General features: G+C 73.1%; 23 protein-coding genes. 17 read left to right on the forward strand and 6 right to left on the reverse strand.

Features of this window, described 5'->3' with window-relative positions:
* The first annotated feature begins 72 nt into the window (after positions 1-72).
* The 6 genes from ACT2CW_RS07435 (at position 73) to ACT2CW_RS07460 (ending at position 5,589) form a co-directional block, all read left to right on the forward strand.
* Positions 73-756, forward strand: coding sequence for a class I SAM-dependent methyltransferase (locus tag ACT2CW_RS07435; RefSeq protein ID WP_445515968.1), 684 nt, complete (start codon positions 73-75; stop codon positions 754-756).
* 111 nt (positions 757-867) lie between these two features.
* Positions 868-1,671, forward strand: a complete 804-nt coding sequence (locus tag ACT2CW_RS07440; protein ID WP_445515969.1) for an ABC transporter ATP-binding protein — start codon at positions 868-870, stop codon at positions 1,669-1,671.
* Between the two features lie 106 nt (positions 1,672-1,777).
* Positions 1,778-2,695 carry an LLM class F420-dependent oxidoreductase gene (locus ACT2CW_RS07445; protein ID WP_445515970.1) on the forward strand — a complete coding sequence of 306 codons (918 nt, stop codon included), beginning with the start codon at positions 1,778-1,780 and terminating at the stop codon, positions 2,693-2,695.
* A gap of 51 nt (positions 2,696-2,746) precedes the next feature.
* A complete protein-coding gene (locus ACT2CW_RS07450) occupies positions 2,747-3,172 on the forward strand; it encodes a GNAT family N-acetyltransferase (protein WP_164435068.1) in 426 nt (141 codons plus the stop codon).
* Positions 3,173-3,208: 36 nt separating this feature from the next.
* Positions 3,209-4,588, forward strand: coding sequence for a hemolysin family protein (locus ACT2CW_RS07455; protein ID WP_445515971.1), 1,380 nt, complete (start codon positions 3,209-3,211; stop codon positions 4,586-4,588).
* On the forward strand, positions 4,585-5,589 hold the full coding sequence (locus ACT2CW_RS07460; RefSeq protein ID WP_445515972.1) for a hemolysin family protein: 1,005 nt from the start codon (positions 4,585-4,587) through the stop codon (positions 5,587-5,589). The genes ACT2CW_RS07455 and ACT2CW_RS07460 overlap by 4 nt, the downstream gene beginning before the upstream one ends.
* A gap of 24 nt (positions 5,590-5,613) precedes the next feature.
* Here the strand turns inward: ACT2CW_RS07460 and ACT2CW_RS07465 are convergent, their stop codons facing one another.
* On the reverse strand, positions 5,614-5,868 hold the full coding sequence (locus tag ACT2CW_RS07465) for a hypothetical protein (RefSeq protein ID WP_375792343.1): 255 nt from the start codon (positions 5,866-5,868) through the stop codon (positions 5,614-5,616).
* A gap of 91 nt (positions 5,869-5,959) precedes the next feature.
* Complete coding sequence (locus tag ACT2CW_RS07470) at positions 5,960-6,226, reverse strand: hypothetical protein (protein ID WP_445515973.1); 267 nt, start codon at positions 6,224-6,226, stop codon at positions 5,960-5,962.
* 66 nt (positions 6,227-6,292) lie between these two features.
* Here ACT2CW_RS07470 and ACT2CW_RS07475 point away from each other — a divergent pair, with 66 nt between their 5' ends.
* From ACT2CW_RS07475 to mug, 3 genes are all read left to right on the forward strand, one after another.
* The gene (locus ACT2CW_RS07475; protein WP_182469415.1) at positions 6,293-7,063 is read left to right on the forward strand and encodes an SGNH/GDSL hydrolase family protein; all 771 of its coding nucleotides are present in this window, start codon (positions 6,293-6,295) and stop codon (positions 7,061-7,063) included.
* An 85-nt stretch (positions 7,064-7,148) separates the two neighbouring features.
* Positions 7,149-8,582, forward strand: coding sequence for an adenylosuccinate lyase (purB, locus tag ACT2CW_RS07480; protein WP_445515974.1), 1,434 nt, complete (start codon positions 7,149-7,151; stop codon positions 8,580-8,582).
* A gap of 8 nt (positions 8,583-8,590) precedes the next feature.
* Entirely contained in the window at positions 8,591-9,145 is a 555-nt protein-coding gene (gene mug, locus ACT2CW_RS07485; RefSeq protein ID WP_445515975.1) for a G/U mismatch-specific DNA glycosylase, read from the forward strand.
* 39 nt (positions 9,146-9,184) lie between these two features.
* Here mug and ACT2CW_RS07490 read toward each other — a convergent pair whose 3' ends face one another.
* Positions 9,185-9,805: an L-threonylcarbamoyladenylate synthase gene (locus ACT2CW_RS07490; protein WP_164435047.1), complete on the reverse strand. Its 621-nt coding sequence runs from the start codon at positions 9,803-9,805 to the stop codon at positions 9,185-9,187.
* A gap of 68 nt (positions 9,806-9,873) precedes the next feature.
* Positions 9,874-10,314: a hypothetical protein gene (locus ACT2CW_RS07495; RefSeq protein WP_445515976.1), complete on the reverse strand. Its 441-nt coding sequence runs from the start codon at positions 10,312-10,314 to the stop codon at positions 9,874-9,876.
* Positions 10,315-10,463: 149 nt separating this feature from the next.
* On the opposite strand from ACT2CW_RS07495, the gene ACT2CW_RS07500 reads away from it, so the two are divergent.
* Positions 10,464-11,684: an ROK family protein gene (locus tag ACT2CW_RS07500; RefSeq protein ID WP_445515977.1), complete on the forward strand. Its 1,221-nt coding sequence runs from the start codon at positions 10,464-10,466 to the stop codon at positions 11,682-11,684.
* A gap of 115 nt (positions 11,685-11,799) precedes the next feature.
* On the opposite strand, the gene ACT2CW_RS07505 is transcribed toward ACT2CW_RS07500, so the two are convergent.
* Positions 11,800-12,543, reverse strand: a complete 744-nt coding sequence (locus ACT2CW_RS07505; RefSeq protein ID WP_182469422.1) for a GntR family transcriptional regulator — start codon at positions 12,541-12,543, stop codon at positions 11,800-11,802.
* Between the two features lie 202 nt (positions 12,544-12,745).
* Here ACT2CW_RS07505 and ACT2CW_RS07510 point away from each other — a divergent pair, with 202 nt between their 5' ends.
* The 5 genes from ACT2CW_RS07510 (at position 12,746) to ACT2CW_RS07530 (ending at position 18,275) form a co-directional block, all read left to right on the forward strand.
* A complete protein-coding gene (locus ACT2CW_RS07510; protein WP_182469780.1) occupies positions 12,746-13,492 on the forward strand; it encodes an SDR family oxidoreductase in 747 nt (248 codons plus the stop codon).
* Positions 13,493-13,687: 195 nt separating this feature from the next.
* On the forward strand, positions 13,688-14,518 hold the full coding sequence (locus ACT2CW_RS07515) for an alpha/beta fold hydrolase (protein WP_445515978.1): 831 nt from the start codon (positions 13,688-13,690) through the stop codon (positions 14,516-14,518).
* Between the two features lie 97 nt (positions 14,519-14,615).
* Complete coding sequence (locus ACT2CW_RS07520; RefSeq protein WP_445515979.1) at positions 14,616-16,208, forward strand: alkaline phosphatase D family protein; 1,593 nt, start codon at positions 14,616-14,618, stop codon at positions 16,206-16,208.
* Positions 16,209-16,340: 132 nt separating this feature from the next.
* Entirely contained in the window at positions 16,341-16,874 is a 534-nt protein-coding gene (locus ACT2CW_RS07525) for a DUF1990 family protein (RefSeq protein ID WP_445515980.1), read from the forward strand.
* Positions 16,875-16,997: 123 nt separating this feature from the next.
* A complete protein-coding gene (locus ACT2CW_RS07530; RefSeq protein WP_445515981.1) occupies positions 16,998-18,275 on the forward strand; it encodes a GNAT family N-acetyltransferase in 1,278 nt (425 codons plus the stop codon).
* Here the strand turns inward: ACT2CW_RS07530 and ACT2CW_RS07535 are convergent.
* The gene (locus tag ACT2CW_RS07535) at positions 18,202-19,581 is read right to left on the reverse strand and encodes a trans-sulfuration enzyme family protein (protein ID WP_445515982.1); all 1,380 of its coding nucleotides are present in this window, start codon (positions 19,579-19,581) and stop codon (positions 18,202-18,204) included. The genes ACT2CW_RS07530 and ACT2CW_RS07535 overlap by 74 nt on opposite strands.
* Positions 19,582-19,640: 59 nt before the next feature.
* Between ACT2CW_RS07535 and ACT2CW_RS07540 the strand changes: the two genes are divergently transcribed.
* Complete coding sequence (locus ACT2CW_RS07540) at positions 19,641-20,135, forward strand: Lrp/AsnC family transcriptional regulator (protein ID WP_138916300.1); 495 nt, start codon at positions 19,641-19,643, stop codon at positions 20,133-20,135.
* A 73-nt stretch (positions 20,136-20,208) separates the two neighbouring features.
* Positions 20,209-21,891, forward strand: a complete 1,683-nt coding sequence (locus ACT2CW_RS07545) for a DUF885 domain-containing protein (RefSeq protein WP_445515983.1) — start codon at positions 20,209-20,211, stop codon at positions 21,889-21,891.
* The last annotated feature ends 86 nt before the right edge of the window (positions 21,892-21,977 follow it).

Raw genomic sequence — 21,977 nt, forward strand, 5'->3', positions numbered from 1 at the left:
GTACCGGTCATCGTCCATCCCTGGAACACGGCCGGGACAAACCGTCCGCACCTGGGACAAGGGGGAGCTCTCATGCCCGTATGCCGTCGCACACCCCCGCGTGACGCCGTCCACCACCCGCTCTTCGCCCGCGCCTACGCCAGACTGAGCCCGCTGGCCGACGAGCGGGCCGGTCTTGGCGAGCTGCGCGGCGAGCTGCTGGCCGGGCTCTCCGGCCGGGTCATCGAGATCGGCGCGGGCAACGGGCTGAACTTCCCGCACTACCCCGAGACCGTCTCCGAGGTCGTCGCCATCGAGCCCGAGCGCCATCTGCGGCGGCTGGCCGCCCGGGCGGGGCTGCGCGCCGGGGTGCCGGTGGACGTGGTGCCGGGCGTCGCCGAGGCGCTGCCGGTCAAGAGCGAGGGGTTCGACGCGGCGGTGGCCTGTCTGGTGCTGTGTTCGGTGCGCGATGTGCGGCGCGCGCTCGCCGAGCTGCTGCGGGTGCTGCGGCCCGGCGGTGAGCTGCGCTTCCTCGAGCACGGCCGGGCCGAGGGCCGGGTCCTGGCGACGACCCAGCGGGCGCTGGACCGCACGGTGTGGCCGCTGATGTTCGGCGGCTGCCATACGGCGCGCGAGGTGCGGTCGGAGATCGCGGCCGCGGGCTTCGAGCCGCTCGGCCACCGCCGGCTGCGCATCCCCGACCGGGGCCCGACGCTGCCGACGTCCCCGTGCGTGCTCGGCGCCGCCCGCCGCCCGTCCGCGCCCTCCGGCCCCTGATTCGCCTCCCCTTCGGCGTTCGCAATCCCGTACGCCCGTGTCCGCGGGCGGGCGTACCGGCGGCCGGGTCCCTACCATCGAGGGCACGACGTTCCGATACGGGGAGGCATCGTGTCCACACCGGCGGCAACGAAAACGGACGGGTTCGCGGACGGCGGCGCCCATGTGGCGGCCCGGGCCCGGTCCCTGACCAAGGCGTACGGCAGCGGCGAGACGGCCGTGCTCGCGCTGGACGCGGTGGACGTGGAGATCGAACGGGGCAGGTTCACCGCGGTGATGGGCCCGTCCGGCTCCGGGAAGTCCACCCTGATGCACTGTCTGGCGGGTCTCGACACGGTCTCGTCGGGCCGGGCCTGGCTGGGCGACACCGAGATCACCGGCCTGGGCGACAAGGAGCTGACCCAGCTCCGCCGCGACCGGATCGGCTTTATGTTCCAGTCGTTCAATCTGCTGCCCACGCTCAACGCGGCCGAGAACATCACCCTGCCCATGGACATCGCGGGCCACAAGCCCGACCGGGAGTGGGTGGACCGGGTCATCGACACCCTCGGGCTGCGGGACCGGCTGCGGCACCGGCCCGCCCAGCTGTCCGGCGGACAGCAGCAGCGGGTGGCGTGCGCGCGGGCGCTCGCCTCCCGCCCGGAGCTGATCTTCGCGGACGAGCCCACCGGCAACCTGGACTCACAGGCGGGGCTCGAGGTGCTGCGCTTCCTGCGGGAGGCCGTGGACGAACTGGGCCAGACGGTCGTCATGGTCACCCACGACCCGACCGCGGCCGCCCACTCCGATCTGGTGCTCTTCCTCGCCGACGGCCGGATCGTGGACCGGATGGACCGGCCCACGGCCGAGTCGGTGCTGGAGCGGATGCACATCTTCGCGGCCACCACCGCCCCCGACCCCGATCCGCTCAACTGATCCCCCGGCCTCGGGCCGGATCGGCCGGGCCGCCGAACGAGGGTGAGTGGTCCCGAACGGGGCCGATCTCGGATACGTTCGCGGTATCCGCGATCAAGGAGGGCTCATGGCAAGGCCGTTCCGTTTCGGAGTCAATCTGCTCACCCTTGAATCGGCCGAGGCATGGCGGGAGAAGTGCCGCCATGCCGAGCGACTCGGCTACGACGTGCTGCTGGTCCCCGACCACCTCGGCAACCCCGCCCCGTTCCCGGCACTGGCCACCGCCGCCGAGGCGACCGAGCGCCCCCGGCTGGGCACCTTCGTGCTCAACGCCGGCTTCTGGAACCCCGCGCTGCTCGCCCGGGAGGTGGCCACCTGCGACGCGCTCACCGACGGCCGGCTGGAGCTCGGCCTGGGCGCCGGCTATGTCAAGGCCGAGCACGACAGCGCCGGGCTGCCGTTCGGTTCGCCACGGGAGCGGGTGGACCATCTGGTGCACACCGTGGCCGAGTTGGAGCGGCTGCTGACCGATTCCGAGCACCGGCCGCGGTCCACCCAGTCCCCGCGCCCGCCGCTGCTGCTCGGCGGCAACGGCGACCGGCTGCTGCGGCTGGCCGCGCGCCACGCGGACATCGCGGCCTTCACCGGCGCGGTGCAGCCCGCCGGAAAGCCCCAGGGCACCCTCCAGCTGATCAGCCCCGAGGCGCTGGAGGGCCGGATCGCCGCCTTCCGCCGCTTCGCCGCCGAAGCGGGGAGGACGAAGGGGTCCGAGGGGAGCGATGACACCATCGAGCTGAACTACCTCATCCAGATGGTCGGCCCCACCGACGACCGGAGCGCCAAGGCGCGTGAGCTGGCCCCGTACGCACCGGACCTCACCGAGGACCAGCTGCTGGCGCACCCGGCGCTGCTGCTGGGCGACGCCAAGGAGATGGCCGAGCAGCTGCGCGCCCACCGCGAGCGGTTCGGCTTCTCGTACTTCACCGTGCTGGAGCACAACATGGAGGCGTTCGCCCCGGTGATCGAGGAGCTGCACGGCGGCTGACCCGGCGGAATCCCGTCGACGCCGCGGCCCGCCCGATGGTGGGATACGGCCATGGACGATCTCCGGATACGGGCCGCGGCCCCCGCCGACCTCGACACCGTGCTCACCTTCTGGAAGGAGGCGGCCGAGGGCACCAGCATCAGCGACGACCGGGCCGGGGTGGCCCGGCTGCTCGACCGCGACCCGGAGTCGCTGCTGCTGGCCGAGCGGGACGGTGCGCTCGCCGGGACCGTGATCGCCGGTTTCGACGGCTGGCGCTGCCATCTGTACCGGCTGGCCGTCCACCCCGGGCACCGCCGCCGCGGCGTGGCGACGGCCCTCCTGGCGGCGGCCGAGGAGCGGTTCGCGGCCCTGGGCGGACGGCGCGGGGACGCGATGGTGCTCAACGAGAACGAGCTCGCCCATCACGCGTGGAGCGCGGCGGGCTATGCGCCGCAGCCGCAGTGGAGCCGCTGGGTCAAGCCGCTGCGCCCCTGACCCCGGCGGCCCCTAGCATGGGACAGAGGTGAACCGATGACCGAAGTCCTCCTCCTGGCCGTGGCGCTCCTCCTGGCGGTGGCCTGTGGCGCCTTCGTCGCGGCGGAGTTCTCGCTGACCACGGTCGAGCGCGGCGAGCTGGAACGCGCGGCCGGTCGCCGGGAGCGCGGCGCGGCCGGGGCGCTGAGGGCCGTGCGGAGCCTCACCTACCAGCTCTCCGGCGCGCAGCTCGGCATCACCGTGACCAATCTGGTCGTCGGCATGCTGGCCGAACCGTCCGTCGCGGCCCTGCTGGCCGGGCCGCTCACCGCGATCGGCGTGCCCCCGTCGGCCGTCCACTCGACCGCGCTGGTGCTCGGCACCTTCCTGTCGACCGTCGTGCTGATGGTCGTCGGCGAGCTGGTGCCCAAGAACTGGGCGATCTCCCGGCCGCTGCCGGTCGCCAAGGCCGTGGCCACCCCGCAGCGCGTCTTCAGCTCCGTCTTCCGCCCGCTGATCAGCCATCTCAACAACACCGCCAACCGCACCGTGCGCCGGATGGGCCTGGAGCCCGCCGAGGAGCTGGCCTCCGCGCGCGGTCCGCAGGAGCTGATCGCCCTCGCCCGGCACTCGGCCAAGGAGGGCGCGCTGGAGAAGGGCACCGCCGAGCTGTTCGTCCGCACCCTCAACCTCGCCGGGCTCACCGCGGAGAACGTGATGACCCCGAGGGTGCGGGTGGTGGCGCTGGACGTACGGGCCACCGCCGAGGACGTGGCCAACGCGACCCGCGCCACCGGGCTGTCCCGCTTCCCCGTCTACCGGGGCAGTCTGGACACCGTCGTCGGCATCGTGCACATCAAGGACGTCCTGGCGGTCCCCGCCGAGGAGCGGCCCCGCCGCCCGGTGTCCGAGCTGATGCGCGAACCGGTACTCGTCCCCGAGTCGCTCACCGTGGACCGGCTGCTGGACCGGCTCTCGGCCCAGCGCAGCATGGCCGTGGTGATCGACGAGTACGGCGGTACGGCCGGGGTCGTCACCCTGGAGGACATCGTCGAGGAGGTGGTCGGCGAGGTCCGCGACGAGCACGATCCGCATGAGACCGCCCAGCTGATCCCGATGGGCCGGGACGCGGAGGGCCATATGCTGTACGACGCGGACGGCGCGGCCCGCGTCGACCAGCTGGAGCGCATCGGGATGCGGGTGCCCCCGGGCCCGTACGAGACGCTGGCCGGGCTGATCGCCACCGAGCTGGGCCGGATCCCGGCCGTCGGCGACACCGTCGAGCCGGCGGGCTGGTCGGTGGAGGTGCGGAAGGTGACCAGCCACCGGGCGGCCCGGGTCCGGCTGCGGGCGCCGCTGCGCGGCGCCGGGGGCGACGGGGCCGGGGGCGACGGGGCCGGCGGGATGCACGGGGCCGAGGGGGCGACGGGCCGATGACCGCTCTCCAACTGCTGATCGGCCTGCTGACGCTGGTCTTCAACGCCTTCTTCGTGGGCGCGGAGTTCGCCCTGATCTCGGTGCGCCGCAGCCAGATCGAACCACATGCCCAGCAGGGCGACCGGCGGGCCCGGGCCGTGCTGTGGGGCCTGGAGCACCTCTCCGCGCTGCTGGCCGCGGCCCAGCTCGGGATCACCCTGTGCACGCTGGTGCTGGGCGCCGTGGCGGAACCGGCCATCGCGCATCTGCTGGAGCCCTTGTTCCATGTGGTGGGTCTGCCGCTGGGTCTTGTCCACCCCATCTCGTTCGTGATCGCGCTGACCCTGGCCACGTATCTGCACATGCTCTTCGGCGAGATGGTGCCGAAGAACGTGGCGCTGGCCGAGCCGGTGCGCACCGTACTGCTGCTCGGCCCGCCCCTGGTCGCCCTCGCCCGCGCCCTGCGCCCGGTGATCTTCGGGGTGAACGCCCTGGCGAACGGGGTGCTGAAGCTGTTGCGCGTGGAGCCCAAGGGCGAGGTCGCGGCCACCTTCTCCGACGATGAGCTGGCCCGGATGGTCTCGGACTCCAGCGAGGCCGGGCTGCTGGACGACCGCGCCACCGAGCGGCTGCGGGACGCGCTGGAGCTGGGCCGGCGGCGGGTGCGGGACGTGGTGCTGCCCATGGACCGGGTGGTCAGGGCGCGGCTCGGGGTGACCCCCGACGAGCTGGAGCGGCTGTCGGCGCGGACCGGCTTCTCCCGGTTCCCGGTGGTGGACGACTCCGGGCGGATCCTGGGCTATCTGCATGTGAAGGACGCGCTGGACGCACGGCCCCGGGAGGTGCCGTTCCGCCCCGATCAGCTGCGCCCGATCCCCCGGGTGCGGTCGCTCACGCCGCTGGACGACGTGCTCACCGCGATGCGCGACAGCCGTACGCATCTCGCGGCGGTCATCGCCGCGGACGGACGGCTGGAGGGGCTGGTGACCATGGAGGACGTCCTGCGCGAGCTGGTCGCCTGAGCGCCCGCGCCCGCCCGTGGCCGGTCATTCCTCGGTCTGTCTGGACTCATGGGCGATGATGCACGCCTGCCAGTGGGCCAGCGCCTCCTCCCGGCCGCCGCCGCCCTCCTCGGCCACCGCCACCAGCGCATGGGCGGCCATCGCGGCCAGCCGCACCGCGACCCGGCACACATCGCGGGTGTCGAGCGGCTCCAGGAGGGCGGCGGCGCCCTCCCCGTCGTCGGCGAGCGCGGCGGCGACGATGGCCATGGTCGTACGGTCGCATTCGAAGGCATCCACGCCGACCAGACTGCCCCGCCGCGCGGCGCGGGGAACCCCGGGCGGTCCAACCGGTCCAACGGCGGCCCCCGGCCGGACGGCCGCGCGAGGCTCAGCGGCGGGGGCCGGGGGCGGGCCCGGGGCCGGAACCGGGGCCGGGGCCCGACCCGGGACCCGGACCGGGCCGGGTGCCCATCGGGTCGTAGCGGAAGATCACGTACTCGACCCGGCCGATGACCTTGGTGCGGTTCGTCCGCCGGTACAGCTCGGGTGGCCGGAAGATGTTGTCGTCGTAGATGTCCGCGCCGGGCTCCACATTCCAGCTGGCGGTCGTCCCGTTCCGCGCCCCGCCCTCGAAGTAGATGTGGGTCATCGCCATGCGGCTCATCATGCTCGCGCTCGGCGGTCCACGCAGCCCACGCACCCCGATAGAATCGCCCGAGCCATGCAGACGAACATCACCTACAGCAGCTTTGTCGCGCTCGGCGACTCCTTCACCGAGGGAATGTCGGACGCGCTCCCCGACGGCACCTACCGGGGCTGGGCGGATCTGCTCGCCGGGCGGCTCGCGGCCCGCGCCCCCGGGTTCCGCTACGCCAACCTCGCCGTACGCGGCAAGCTCATCGGGCAGATCGTCGAGGAGCAGACGGGCCCGGCGGCGGCCATGGGCGCCGACCTGGTGACCCTGGTCGGCGGGCTGAACGATGTGCTGCGGCCGAAGTGCGACGTGGACCGGGTGTGCGGACTGCTGGAGGAGGCCGTCGAGCGGCTGGCGCCCAGCTGCAAGCGGCTGGTGCTGATGCGCAGCCCGGGGCGGCGCGGACCGGTGCTGGAGCGGTTCCTGCCCCGGATGGAGCGGCTGTTCGCGTTCATCGACGAGCTGGGCGCGCGGCATGACGCGACCGTCGTGGACCTGTACGCGTCCGAGGCCGTCGGGGACCCCCGGATGTGGCACGAGGACCGGCTGCATCTCAACGCCGAGGGCCACCGGCGGGTCGCCGAGGCCGTATGGCAGGCGCTCGGCCTCGAGCCGGAGGAGGACTGGAACGCGCCCCTGCCGCCCGCGGTGCCCGTCGGGTGGCTGGCCCGCCGCACCTCGGATGTGCGGTTCGCCCGCCAGCACCTCGGACCGTGGATCGGCAGGCGGCTGACCGGCCGCTCCTCGGGCGACGGGCGGGCCCCCAAGCGCGCCGAACTGCTGCCGTACGAGGGCTGATCCGCAAGGCCGGCTTCCCCGCCCTCCGGCGGCCTCCCTCGGCCACCGGTCTGGCCTGCGAGGACGGCCAGTAGACTCTGTGCACGTGACTGGTAAGCCGCGCATTCCGAACGTCCTGGCCAACCGCTACGCCTCCACGGAGCTGGCCGTCCTGTGGTCCCCCGAGTACAAGGTGACGCTGGAGCGGCGGCTGTGGCTCGCCGTGCTCCGCGCCCAGAAGGACCTCGGAATCGAGGTGCCGGACGCCGCCCTCGCCGACTACGAGCGGGTCCTGGAGACCGTCGACCTGGCCTCGATCGCCGAGCGCGAGAAGGTCACCCGGCACGATGTGAAGGCCCGTATCGAGGAGTTCAACGCCCTCGCCGGCCATGAGCACGTCCACAAGGGCATGACCTCCCGTGACCTCACCGAGAACGTGGAGCAGCTCCAGATCCGACTCTCCCTGGAGCTGGTGCGGGACCGTACGGTCGCGGTGCTGGCCCGGCTCGGCAAGCTGGCCGCCGACCACGCCGAGCTGGTGATGGCCGGGCGGTCGCACAACGTCGCGGCGCAGGCCACCACCCTCGGCAAGCGGTTCGCCACCGCCGCGGACGAGCTGCTGGTGGCGTACGAGCGGCTGGAGAACCTGCTGGGCCGCTATCCGCTGCGCGGCATCAAGGGCCCGGTCGGCACCGCGCAGGACATGCTGGACCTGCTCGGCGGCGACACGGCGAAGCTGGCCGAGCTGGAGCGGCGGATCGCCGCCCACCTCGGCTTCGGGCAGGCGTTCACCTCCGTCGGCCAGGTCTATCCGCGCTCGCTGGACTACGACGTCGTCACCGCGCTGGTGCAGCTGGCCGCGGCCCCGTCCTCGCTGGCCAAGACCATCCGGCTGATGGCCGGGCACGAGCTGGTGACCGAGGGCTTCAAGCCCGGCCAGGTCGGCTCGTCCGCGATGCCGCACAAGATGAACACCCGCTCCTGCGAGCGCGTGAACGGCCTCGCGGTGATCCTGCGCGGCTACGCCTCGATGACCGGCGAGCTGGCGGGCGACCAGTGGAACGAGGGCGATGTCTCCTGCTCGGTGGTGCGCCGGGTCGCGCTGCCGGACGCGTTCTTCGCCTTCGACGGGCTGCTGGAGACCTTCCTGACCGTGCTCGACGAGTTCGGCGCCTTCCCCGCCGTCGTCGCCCGTGAGCTGGACCGCTACCTCCCCTTCCTCGCCACCACGAAGGTGCTGATGGGCGCCGTACGGGCCGGGGTGGGCCGCGAGGTCGCCCATGAGGCGATCAAGGAGCACGCGGTGGCCGCGGCGCTGGCGATGCGCGAGCGGGGCGCCGAGCGCAACGAGCTGCTCGACTCGCTCGCCGCCGATGAGCGGATCCCGCTGGACCGGGCCGCGTTGGGCGCGCTGATGGACGACAAGCTCTCCTTCACCGGCGCGGCCGCGGACCAGGTGGGCGCAGTGGTCGCCCGGATCGAGGAGATCGTCAAGGAGCGCCCGGAGGCCGCCGCGTACGCGCCCGGCTCGATCCTCTGACGCCGGCGATGACCCCTGCGCCGACCCCCGCCGAGCTGGAGGCCGCCCGCGACCGCCTCGTCCCCGACGTGGTCGCGGACGGTCTGCGCGTCCTCTTCTGCGGTATCAACCCCGGGCTGATGACGGCCGCCACCGGCCACCACTTCGCCCGCCCCGGCAACCGCTTCTGGCCCGCCCTCCACGCCTCCGGGTTCACCCCCCGGCGGCTCGATCCGTCCGAGCAGTCGGAGCTGGTGCGCTATGGGCTCGGCATCACCAACGTGGTGGCCCGCGCCAGCGCCCGGGCCGACGAGCTGAGCGACGAGGAGTACCGGGAGGGCGGCCGGATCCTGGAGGAGAAGGTGCTCCGGCTACGGCCGCGCTGGCTGGCGGTGGCGGGGGTCACCGCCTACCGGGTGGCGTTCGGCGACAAGAAGGCGAAGATCGGCCCGCAGCCGAGGACCATAGGCGAGACCCGGATCTGGGCCCTGCCGAATCCGAGCGGCCTCAACGCGCACTGGACGCTGCCGGCGATGGCGGAGGAGTACGGCCGCCTGCGCGCGGCCGCCGAGGCCGAGGGCTGATCGACTACCACGACAGGGTCGCCGATGCCATCGGCGCGGTCACTCGAACCGTGCCGTGTCGCCCGCCCCTCGACGTACGATCTCGGGTTCGCCGCCGGACAAGTCGATGACCGTGGTCGGCTCGGTGCCGCAGTCGCCCGAGTCCACCACGGCGTCCACCACGTGGTCGAGCCGTTCTTTGATCTCCCAGCCCTGTGTCATCGGCTCGTCCTCATCGGGCAGGAGCAGGGTGCTGGAGAGCAGCGGCTCACCGAGGTCGGCGAGCAAGGCCTGAGTGGCGGCATGGTCGGGAATCCGGACTCCGACCGTCTTTTTCTTCGGGTGCAGCAGCTGCCGCGGCACCTCTTTCGTCGCCGGGAGGATGAAGGTGTAACTGCCGGGCGTCGCTGCTTTGATCACGCGGAACACGTCCTTGTCGACGTGTACGAACTGGCCCAGCTGCGCGAAGTTCTGGCACACCAGCGTGAAGTGGTGTCGCTCGTCGAGGTTCCGGATCGACCGGATCCGGCCGATGCCGTCACGATTGCCCAGTCGGCATCCCAGTGCGAAGCAGGAGTCCGTCGGGTAGGCGATGAGCGCGCCGGAGCGGATCATGTCGGCCACATTGCTGATGGTGCGCTGCTGTGGGTTCTCGGGGTGCACATCGTAGTACTTCGCCATCCGCCGAGCCTATGCGATCGGGACGCCCCGGTCGTTTGGTGCCCCGGACGCGGCCGAGCCCGACGATGTCATATCGTGCCCTCCTCCCCTATCGCCACCAGCAGCTGGAACGGCAGCTCGCGGTCGCCCTGACCGACGCCCAGCCCGACCCAGCGGCCGTCGACGCGCCAGACGCGCAGCTCGGGTACGTAACCGCACAGGGTGTCCAGCGGGGGCGGCACCGGCTCGCCCATCGCCGAGCGCTCCAGGGAGTCGGTGAGGTCGAGGACATCGGGGGCGCCCCACCGTAAGGTCAGCACCTGCTCCAGCGCGCCCAGCTCGGCCTCGAACTCCTCCAGCACCTCCTCGACCCGGCTCAGATCCGCGTCCCAGAAGTCCTCGCTGACGCGGAGGTCGGCCACATGGAAGCCGGGGCCGCTCTCCACCCATCCGTCGGCGGTCCGCTGCGCGGGGAAGTCCCGCACGCGCAGCTGATCGATCGTGCTCACATGGTCCGCCGTACTGGTCATGATGTCAGTAAACCGCGTAGGTCGGACATCTGGCCGCCCGTCAGATGACCATCTCGGTGGCCGGGCGGCCCGGGTCGGCGGTCGGCACTCGCCGCCTCCGCGCCCAGCGGATACGATCCGGCAGATACGCACTGGGAGGGAGGCCGACGTTGGGGCGGCTCACCGGCGGGGATCCGTCTCTGCTGCGACGCATCAACTCCGCCGTGGTCCTGCACGCGCTGCGCGCGGCGACCGCGTCCGGCACGGCCGCCGGGGGTGGCCAGGACGAGGCGTCCGGCTGCGCCGGGAGCGCGAGCCTCACCGATCTGACCCGGGTGACCGGGCTGTCCCGGCCCACCGTCGAGGGGGTGATCGACGGGCTGGCCGACAGCGGTCTGGTGGTCGAGGTGCCCGCCGAGGAGGGCGGCGTACGCCGTCAGGGACGCCCCGCGCGGCGCTTCCGCTTCCGGGCCGAGGCCGGGCATCTGCTGGGCATAGAGATAGGGCCGCACCGGGTGGCCGCGCTCCTGTCGGACCTCGATGGTCGCCCGCTCGGCTCGATCGTGCGCGAGGTGTCGGAGAAGGCGTCCGCGGACGAGCGGCTGGAGCGGGTGCGCACCACCGTGGCGGATCTGCTGCGGCGCTCCGGGGTGGCCCGGTTCTCGCTGCGCGCGGTCGGGGTGGGCAGTCCCGGCGTCGTCGAGGCCGACGGCACCGTCCATCTGTGCACCGCGCTCCCCGGCTGGACCGGGCTGCCCCTGGGCGAGCGGCTGCGGCGGTCCTTCCGCTGCCCGGTGCTGGTGGAGAACGACGCGAACACGGCCGCGGTGGCCGAGCACTGGAAGGGCGCGGCGGCCGGTTCCGACGATGTGGTCTTCGTGCTGGCCGGGTTGAGCCCGGGGGCCGGGTCGCTGATCGGCGGGCGGCTGCACCGCGGCTTCGGCGGCGCGGCCGGGGAGATCGGGGCGCTGCATCTGCTGGGCCGGGAGGCCGCCCCGGAGGAGGTGCTCTCCACGACCGGAGAGCCGCTGAACCCGCTGGACGAGGCGCAGGTGGCGCATGTCTTCGCGCTGGCCAGGGACGGCGACGAACGGGCGCGGGCGGCCGTGGACCGCTTCGTGCGCAGGCTGGTGCACGATACGGCGGCCCTGGTGCTGGCGCTGGACCCCGAGGTCGTGGTGGTGGGCGGCTGGGCCGCCGGTCTCGACGGGGTGCTGGCCCCGCTGCGCGATGAGCTGTCGCGCTACTGTCTGCGGCCCCCGCAGGTCGCGCTCTCGCTGCTCGGCGAGGCGGCGGTGACCACGGGGGCGCTGCGGCTGGCCCTGGACCATGTGGAGCAGGAGCTGTTCGCGGTCGACAGCACGGTGACGACCCGCCGCGCGAGCCGCTGACGCGGGAGGCGGGGCGGGGCGGGCGTTTCGGGTTTCGGCGTGCGTACGCGGCGGCGAGGCGACGCGGGCCGGGCCCGCGACATGCGCCAGGCCCACGACGCGGGGCGGGCGCGGGTCAGCCCGCCAGCAGTTCCTCGCCCGCGTCGCCGAAGGTGAGCCGGCAGGTGTCGGCCCGGTAGGTGGCCACGGCGACGGCCGCGGTGCGGCCCTCGGCCACATAGCGGGTGGTCACGAGGAGGACGGGGGCGCCGGGCAGCCGGTCGAGCTCCTTGGCGTCGTCCGCGCGGGCCGAGCCGAGCTCCACGGTCTGCTCACGGCCCTCCAGCTCCAGCCGGCGCAGCTCGCGCAGCACGGCGCGGGCGCGGGCCAGCCCGCTGGGGGTGTCGATGGCGGCGAGGCCGGGGACGGACTCGGCCGGTACGTACAGCAGCTCGGCGGCGAGCGGCTGGCCGTGGCTCATCCGGGTGCGGCGCACCCGGTGGACCGGGGTGTCGGGGTCGATCTCCAGCAGCCGGGCGACCTCGGCGGGCGGGGCCACCTCGGTGCCGTCGACGGTCTGCCAGGTGTTCTCGCCGGAGGTGTCGGTCCAGCCGTGGGCGTAGTCCCCGACGGCCACGCCGACGCGGGGCGGGGCGACGGTGGTGCCGACGCCGCGGCGGCGCTGGAGCCTGCCCTCCAGCTCGAGCTGCTCGAGGGCCTGCCGGAGGGTGGCGCGGGCGACGCCGAAGCGGGCGGCCAGCTCGCGCTCGTTGGGCAGGATCTCGCCGACCGCGAACTCCGAGTCGAGTGCGTCGCTGAGCACGGTCTTCAGATGCCAGTACTTGGGCTCTGGCACCGATTCCAGCTGCGTGGTCCCCACCCTGTCCCCCTTGATTCCGACGGCCGATGGTCGCGCACGCCTTCACAGTTATGCGCGGCTTCTTTATTAAAGGTTGTTGCAGTATCAATGCGACCATAAGGCGGCGCGCGTACTTGGTCAAGACCAATCCCTGACCGGTTATCGTCGGTGACCGTCGGAGCGGGATGCGTCACGGGGCGGGAGCTGAGCTGAGCTGATGGGGATGGACCAGGTCACGGTGGTCACGGGGGGCAGTCGCGGCATCGGCGCGGCGGTGGCGGTGCGGCTCGCGCGCGCCGGGCACGGCGTCGCGATCGGCTACGAGCACGCCCGGGACGCGGCGGAGCGGTGGGCGGAGGCGGTGCGCGCGGAGGGGGTGCGGTCGATGGTGGTCCAGGCCGACACCAGCGACGCGGAGCAGGTCGAGGCGATGTTCGACCGGGTGCGCGAGGAGCTGGGCCCGATCACCGGTCTGGTCAACAACGCCGGGATCACGGGTCCGTTGGGCCGCTTCACCGAGACCTCGCCGGAGGTGATGCGCCGCGTCGTGGACGTCAATGTGACCGGGGCGCTGCTGTGTGCCCGGCGCGCGGCGCGCGAGATGTCCACGCGCCACGGCGGGCAGGGCGGCGCCATCGTCAACATCTCCTCGGGCGCGGCGACGACCGGCAGCCCCGGGGAGTATGTGCACTACGCGGCGAGCAAGGCGGCGGTCGACGCGATGACCGTCGGGCTGTCGAAGGAGCTGGCGGCGGAGGGGATCCGGGTCAACTCGGTGCAGCCCGGGATGACGCTGACCGACATCCACGCGCGGATGGGCGACCCCGAGCGGCCGTGGCGCGTCCAGGGGCGGGTGCCGATGGGGCGCCCGGGCGAGCCGGAGGAGATCGCGGGCGCGGTGGCGTGGCTGCTGTCGCCGGAGGCGTCGTACACGACGGGGGCGGTGCTGCGGGTCGCGGGCGGGCTGTAGCGGCGTGCGCGGCCGGCGGCGTGCGCGGCCGACGGCGTGCGCGGCCGACGGCGTGCGCGGCCGACGGCGTGCGCGGCCGGCCGTATACGGGGTCCCGATGCGGGTCATCGGGTCTACCGTCCGGTAACTCTTGCTGACATGCTGTCTCATACGCCGCGTGCGCCTGCCGGAACGCCGATCGTGAGGAGCCACCCGATGCCCTCGTCCCTCTCCTTCTCCGTCGCCACCCCCGGCGGCCCCCGCACCGCCCGGGTCGTCCACGAACGGCGCGGCGCGGGACGGCCGTTGGTGCTGCTGCACGGCATCGGCCACCACTGGCAGGCATGGGAGCCGGTGCTGGACATCCTCGCCGTCGACCGCGATGTGATCGCCGTGGATCTGCCCGGCTTCGGGGCGTCGGACGCGCTGCCGGACGGCATCCCGTACGACCTCGACGGCGTCGTACCCGTGCTCGGCGCCCTCTTCGAGGCCCTCGGCGTCGAGCGCCCCGACGTGGCCGGGAACTCGCTCGGCGGGCTGATCGCCCTGGAGCTGGGCCGGCTCGGGCTCGTACGGTCCGTCACCGCGCTGTCCCCGGCCCGGTTCTGGACCGAGGCCGAGCGCCGCTACGCCTTCGGTGTGCTGTCCGCGATGCGGGCCGGGGCGCGGGCGCTGCCGCCGCCGGTGGTGGCGTGGCTGGCCCGTGGCGCGGCCGGACGGGCCGCGCTGACCGGTGCCATCTACGCCCGGCCCGCGCGGCGTTCACCGGACGCCGTCGTCGCCGAGACGCGGGCGATGCGCGAGGCGGTCGGCTTCGGCGCCACGCTGGCCGCCGGAAGCTCCGGGCTGTTCACCCATGACATCCCCGATGTCCCGGTCACCATCGCCTGGGGCTCGCGCGACCGGATGCTGCCGCGCCGCCAGGGCGTCCGCGCCAAGCGGGTGATCCCCAGCGCCCGGCTGGTCCGCCTCCCCGGCTGTGGCCATGTGCCCATGAACGACGATCCCGCGCTGGTCGCCCGCGTCATCCTGGACGGCAGCCGCTGACGGCCCCGCCGTTGTTCACTGGGCGTTCGTAAGAGCGGCATCTTGCACCGATAACAAACACAACAGCACAGCGGTTCTACGAGCGACGGAGGGCACCATGGGGCGGGAATCGGGCAGAGGGATCGGGCGGCGCACGGTATTGCAGGGATCGGCGGCCGCCTCGGCGGCGCTCGCGGTGCCCACCGTGGCATCGGCCACCGCGGCGGCCGCGTCCGGCGCGCCCGCCCAGGCGCTGTCGGGGCGGCCGAGCGCCCAGTGGGGCGTGCAGGTGGGCGATGTGACGACGTCGTCGGGGCTGGTGTGGGTCCGCTCCGACCGTCCGGCCCGGATGATCGTGGAGACCTCGGCGACCGAGTCCTTCGCGCGGGCCAAGCGCTGGCACGGCCCGCTGGTCGGCCCGGGCACCGACTTCACCGGGCGCACCGCGCTGCACGGCCTGCCCGCCGGGAGCCAGGTGCACTACCGGGTGGTGCTGGCCGACCCGGAGGACCCGCGCCGCACCAGTGAGCCGGTGCACGGCACGTTTCGTACGGTTCCCGAGCGCCGTAAGGGCGTGCGTTTCGTCTGGTCGGGCGATCTGGCGGGCCAGGGCTGGGGCATCAACCCCGACCACGGCGGCTACCGGATCTTCGAGGAGATGCGCCGCCGGGAGCCGGACTTCTTCCTGTGCAGCGGCGACAACATCTACGCGGACGGCCCGATGACGGAGACCGTCAAGCTGCCCGACGGCTCCACCTGGCGCAATCTCATCACCCCGGAGAAGACCAAGGTCGCCGAGACGCTGGACGAGTACCGGGGAAACTTCCGGTACAACCTGCTCGACCCCGCCCTGCGCCGGTTCCACGCCGAGGTGCCGACCATCACCCAGTGGGACGACCACGAGGTGCTCAACAACTGGTACCCGGGCGAGATCCTGGTCGACGACCGCTACACCGAGAAGAACGTCAACGTGCTGGCGGCCCGCGCGCGCCAGGCGTTCGCCGAGTACTTCCCGATCAGCACGCTGCGGCCGGACGCGAGCGGCCGGGTCTACCGGGTCCAGCACCAGGGCCCGCTGCTGGACGTCTTCGTGCTGGACTGCCGCACGTACCGCGACCCCAACTCGCCGAACCGCCAGCCGGAGGACGCCCAGGGCATCCTCGGCGCCGAGCAGCTGGCGTGGCTCAAGCGCGAGCTGTCGCGGTCGCGCGCGGTGTGGAAGGTCATCGCCTGCGATATGCCGCTGGGCCTGGTGGTCCCGGACGGGACCACCGACTTCGAGGCCGTCGCGCAGGGCGACCCGGGCGCCCCGCTCGGCCGTGAGCTCCAGATGGCCGAGTTGCTGCGGCACATCAAGCACCAGAAGATCACCGGCACGGTGTGGCTGACGGCGGACGTCCACTACACCTCGGCGCAGCACTACGACCCGTCGCGGGCGGCGTTCAAGGACTTCGCGCCGTTCTGGGAGTTCGTCTCCGGTCCGCTGAACGCGGGTGCCTTCCCGGCCGTGAAGCTGGACGGCACGTTCGGCCCCGAGCAGTCCTTCGTCAAGGCGCCGACGGTGGCGAACGTCTCGCCCGCCGAGGGCTTCCAGTTCTACGGCGAGGTGGACATCGACGGCGACAGCGCCGAGATGACGGTCCGGCTGCGCGAGGACGGCGGCAAGGTTTTGTTCACCAAGACTCTGCGCCCGGGTCTGGTCGGCCAGTAGCCGCGGTGCGCGGCCCCGTACGGTTCGCCGACGGTGCCGCGCACCGTAAGGCCGCCGCGTACCCGTGGCGCGCACCGTAAGGCCGCCGCGTTCCGTGACGCGCATCGTAAGGCCACCGCGTACCGTACGGGCATGGGATCCAGCGACGCCCCCGGTCCGGCCTCCCGGCTCACCTATCCGGAGGTGGGCGCCACCCGTCGGTGGCCGCTGCCGTCCGGCTATCGCCATCTGCGGGTGCGGACCCGTGTCGGCCACGGGCGGGGCACGTTCGAGGCGGCCGGACGGGCGATCATGGACTGGCGGATGCACCGCGCGGTGGGGGTGTCGATCCGCGCCGCGGACCCGGTCGCGACCCCGGGGCGGCCGGTCGTGGTGGGCCTGGGGGTCGGGCGGCTGCGGCTGCGCGCGCCGTGCGAGGTGGTGTGGACGGTCGCCGAGGAGACCCGGACCGGCTTCGCGTACGGCACGCTGCCCGGCCATCCGGAGCGGGGTGAGGAGTCGTTCGTGGTGGAGCTGGGGCCGGATGGCTCGGTGGTACTGACGGTGACCGCGTTCAGCCGTTCGGAGTCCTGGTTCGGCCGGGCCGGAGGGCCGCTGGTGCCGCTCTTCCAGCGGGCGTACGCACGGCGGTGCGGCAGAGTACTGCGCAGGTGGGCGGTAGGGTGACGGAACCTCAGGTTTCAACCTTTTGATTTCGGACAAAATAAGCTTCTGTTATCAGATACGCCCTTAACCCGTAGGTCACAGTCCGTTCGTGATCACGCAACACCTTTGCGCAAGGGTGTTTGCATGACATATCGAGCGACCCCCGAGCCCCCTCACCGGCACCGCCCCCGCTGGCGGCACGATCTGGTCGCATGGTGGTCACGGCGTCAGGGCCACGCGCCGCCGGGCACCTCAGCCTCGCCCGCGGCCGACGCCCACCCCGCCCACGCCGCGGGCGCCCCGGAGACCACGGCCCCCGAGGCCACCACGCTGTGGCGGATGCGCACGACCGTACGGGACGAGCCGGGCACCCTCGCCGCGCTGTGCGCGGCACTGGCCGGGCACCGGGTCGACATCCTGGCCCTCCAGACCCATCCGCTGGCGGACGGCACGGTGGACGAGTTCCTGCTGCGCGCGCCCGAGGCCCTGCCGTCCGACGGGCTGACCGACGCCGTCGCCGCCGCGGGCGGCCGTGACACCTGGGTCGAGCGGGCCGACACCCACGACCTGGTGGACGCGCCGACCCGGGCGCTGACCCTGGCCACCCGCACCGCCCTGGACGCCGCCGAACTCCCGCTCGCGCTACGCCAGTTGTTCGGCCGCTGCACCATTCACTCCGTACCCGCCAAGTCCCTCAGCGGACGGTCCCTGGACAGCACACCGCCCGCCGAAGGTGTCCTGGAGGAGACCGTGATGCGGCTGCGCGACCCGTCCGGCGGCGCGATCATCATCGAGCGGCCGTATCTGCCGTTCACCCCCACCGAGTTCGCCCGGGCCCGCGCGCTGGTCGAGCTGGACGCCCGGCTCGGTCCGCGGATCCCGCACGACGGCGATGTGCTGACGCTGCCCGAGGGCAACGCCATCACCGTGCGCCGCGCCGACACCGGCGACCTGGACGCCGCCCGCGAGATGCACGCCCGCTGCTCCCCCGCCACGCTGGGGCTGCGCTACCACGGGCCGGTCGGTGACGCCGACCGCTACCTCGCCCATCTGCTGAGCCCCCGCTTCGGCCGCACCCTGGCCGCGTACACCGCCTCCGGGCGGCTGGTGGCCCTCGGCCATCTGCTGTGGGACGGGGACGAGACCGAGCTCGCGCTGATCGTCGAGGACGAGTGGCAGCGCCGCGGCGTCGGCGGGGAGCTGCTGCGGCGACTGGTGGCGATGGCCGCCGAGACCGGCTGCGGATGCGTCTACGCCGTCACCCAGTCGGCCAACACCGGCATGGTCGCCGCGATGCGCGCCCTCGAACTGCCGCTGGACTACCAGATCGAGCAGGGCACGCTGGTGATCAGCGCCCGCCTCGACCCGGCACCGAAACCCGAGCCGGTCCTTCCGCTGCCGGTCCCGCCGCACGCGCGCTGAGCCCGACCGGGTCCCCGTGCCCCGCCCGGCGGGCGTCGCGCCCCGCCGGGCCTTCGTCGCGCCCCGCCGGGCCCCCGTCGAGCGCCCGGTCCAGATCGCGCCACAGGTCCGCCACGTCCTCGAGCCCGACCGACATCCGCAGCAGCCGGTCGCCGATCCCCGAGGAGCGGCGGTCCCCCTCGGCCACGATCCGGTGGCTGATCGAGGCCGGGTGCTGGATGAGGGTGTCCACACTGCCCAGGCTCACCGCCGGAGTGATCAGCCGCACCCCGCCGATCACCGCGTGCGGATCGCCGTGCGGCTCGAAGGCCACCATCGCCCCGCCGAGCCGCGGATAGTGGACCCGGGCCACCCGTGGATCGCCGGCCAGCCGCCGGGCCAGCTCGGCCGCGGTCGCCGACGCGGCCCGCATCCGTACCGTCAGCGTGGACAGCCCGCGCAGCAGCAGATATCCGGCGAGCGGATGCAGCACCCCGCCGGTGGCGAACCGCACCTGGCGCAGCACCCGGGCGAACTCCTCGTCGCAGGCCACCACGCCGCCCATCACATCGCCGTGGCCGCCGAGGTACTTGGTGGCGCTGTGCAGGACGAGGCTCGCGCCCCGCTCGGCCGGGCGCTGGAGCACCGGTGTGGCGAAGGTGTTGTCGGCGAGCAGCGGGACCGTGCCGCAGGAGTGGGCGACGGCTCGCAGATCGAGTTCGGCGAGCGTGGGATTGGCCGGGGTCTCCACCATGACCAGGCCGGTGTCGGGGCGGATCGCGTCCGCGATCCCGGCCGGGTCCACCCAGGTGACCTCGGTGCCCAGCAGCCCGGTGTCCAGCAGATGGTCGCTGCACCCGTACAGCGGGCGGACCGCCACCACATGCCGCAGCCCCTGGGCCCCGCGCGCCAGCAGACACGCGCTGAGCGCCGCCATGCCGCTGGCGAACGCGACCGCGCTCTCGGTGCCCTCCAGCCGGGCCAGGGCGGTCTCGAAGCGGGCCACGGTGGGATTGTCCAGCCGGGCGTAGACCGGCGGGCCGTCCGGCCGGGCGCCGGTGGCGGCGAACGCGTCGATCCTGGCGGCCTCCTGGCGGCTGTCGTACGAGGGGTACGTCGTCGACAGATCCAGGGGTACGGCGTGCAGGCCCATGCCCGGGAGGTCCTCGCGCCCGGCGTGGACGGCCTCGGTGGCGAACGCGTGCGGTGCGGCGACATCGCCATGCGGCCCCGGTGTGCCCGGCGCGGTCTCCGTGCTGCGTATGGTCTCCGTGCTCCGTACGGTCTCCGCGCTGCCTGTGCTCTCCGTGCTCTGCCTGATGTCCATGCGTGAAGGGTGAACAACCACCGGGCGCTCGCGGCCGACGTCCGTGCTACGTTCGGCCGATGGCCGAAACCATCGCTCTCGATCCGGTGGATCTTCAGATTCTGCGGCTGTTGCAGAACGACGCCCGGACCACCTACCGCGATCTGGCCGCCCAGGTCGGCGTGGCGCCCTCGACCTGTCTGGACCGGGTGACCCGGCTGCGCCGCTCCGGGGTGATTCTCGGCCATGAACTCCGGCTGGACCCCACCAAGCTGGGGCGCGGTCTCGAGGCCCTGCTCTCGGTGCAGCTGCGGCCCCACCGCCGGGAGCTGGTCGGCCCGTTCGTGGAGCGGATCCGGGCGCTGCCCGAGTCCCGGGCGCTGTTCCACCTGGCCGGGCCGGACGACTATCTGGTGCATGTGGCGGTGGCCGACACCGCCGATCTCCAGCGGCTGGTGCTGGACGAATTCACCTCGCGCCGTGAGGTGGCCCGGGTCGAGACCCGGCTGATCTTCCAGCAGTGGAGCTGCGGCCCGCTGCTGCCGCCCGCCCGGGACGGCTCGGCCACCTCGTAGCACACCCCTGTTCCCATGCGTCACACCCCCGTGGTGCTGACGCCGCACCCCGGAACGTACGAGGATGGGCCGCATGTCCGATACCAAGAACGCTCCGCTGCCCCGTCAGGTCGCCGACAGCTATGTCGACGCCCTCGTCGAACTCGACCCGATCACCGGCACCTACCTGGGCGTTCCCGAGAGCTCCCGGCGTCTTCCGGACTTCTCCCCCCAGGGGGCGAAGGCCATCGCCGACCTCGACCGCACCACCTTGGACCGGCTGGCCGAGGCGGAGGCGCGGCCCGGCGCGGACAGCGACGCCGAGCGCCGCTGCGCCCGGCTGCTGCGGGAGCGGCTGACCGCCGAGCTCGATGTGCACGAGTCCGATGAGCACCTGCGCGCGGTCAGCAATCTGAGCTCCCCGCTGCACTCGGTGCGCGGCATCTTCACCGTGATGCCCACCGACACCGAGGAGGACTGGTCGGCGGTGGCGGCCCGGCTGCGCGCCGTACCGGCCGCGCTGGAGGGGTACCGCGCCTCGCTCGCCGAGGGGCTGCGGCGCAGTCTGCCTGCCGGCCCCCGGCAGGTGGCCACGGTCCTCGGGCAGCTGGCGGAGTGGATCGGCACGGACGGCGGCTGGTTCGCGGACTTCACCTCCGAGGGCCCCGACGCGCTGCGCGGTGAGCTGGACGAGGCGGCCGCGGCCGCCACGGGCGCGCTGGTCGCGCTCCGCGACTGGCTGCGCGACACCTATGCCCCGGCCATCGAGGGCGCCCCCGATGTGGTGGGGCGTGAGCGCTACCGCCGCTGGGCCCGGATGTGGAACGGCACCGATCTCGACCTGGACGAGGCGTACGCGTACGGCTGGTCGGAGTTCCACCGGATCCACGCCGAGATGCGCACCGAGGCCGAGAAGATCCTGCCCGGCGCCGACCCGTGGGAGGCGCTGCGCCACCTCGACGTGCACGGCGCCCATATCGAGGGCGTCGAGGAGACGCGGGTGTGGCTTCAGGAGCTGATGGACGAGGCCATCGAGCAGCTCGACGGCACCCACTTCGACCTGGCCGAACGGGTCAAGCGGGTCGAGTCGATGATCGCCCCGCCGGGCAGCGCGGCGGCGCCGTACTACACCCAGCCGTCGGTGGACTTCTCCCGCCCCGGCCGGACCTGGCTGCCCACGATGGGCGAGACCCGCTTCCCCGTCTACGACCTGGTCTCCACCTGGTACCACGAGGGCGTCCCCGGCCACCATCTACAGCTCGCGCAGTGGGCACACGTCTCCGACCAGCTCTCCCGCTACCAGGCCACGGTCGGCATGGTCAGCGCCAACGCGGAGGGCTGGGCGCTGTACGCGGAGCGGCTCATGGACGAGCTGGGCTACCTCTCGGACCCGGAGCGCCGTCTGGGCTACCTGGACGCGCAGATGATGCGGGCGCTGCGGGTGATCGTCGACATCGGGATGCACCTGGAGCTGGAGATCCCCGCCGATTCGCCCTTCCACCCCGGTGAGCGGTGGACTCCGGAGCTGGCGCGCGAGTTCTTCGGGCTGCACTGCGGCCGTCCGGCGGAGTTCCTCGACAGTGAGCTGGTGCGCTATCTGGGCATGCCAGGCCAGGCCATCGGCTACAAGCTGGGCGAGCGGGCCTGGCTGACGGGGCGGGAGGCGGCCCGTAAGGCGCACGGCGACGCCTTCGACGCGAAGAAGTGGCATATGGCGGCGCTGTCGCAGGGATCGCTGGGGCTTGACGACCTGGTGGAGGAGCTGTCGGCGCTCTGACTTCGGGGTCGCTTCCGCGCTTGTGGTGTGGGCGGGTCTCCTCCTTCGGGGTTTTGCCCACCCCCCCCCCAGGTGTCCTGCGCCCT

The organism is Streptomyces sp. NEAU-174, from assembly GCF_052665095.1.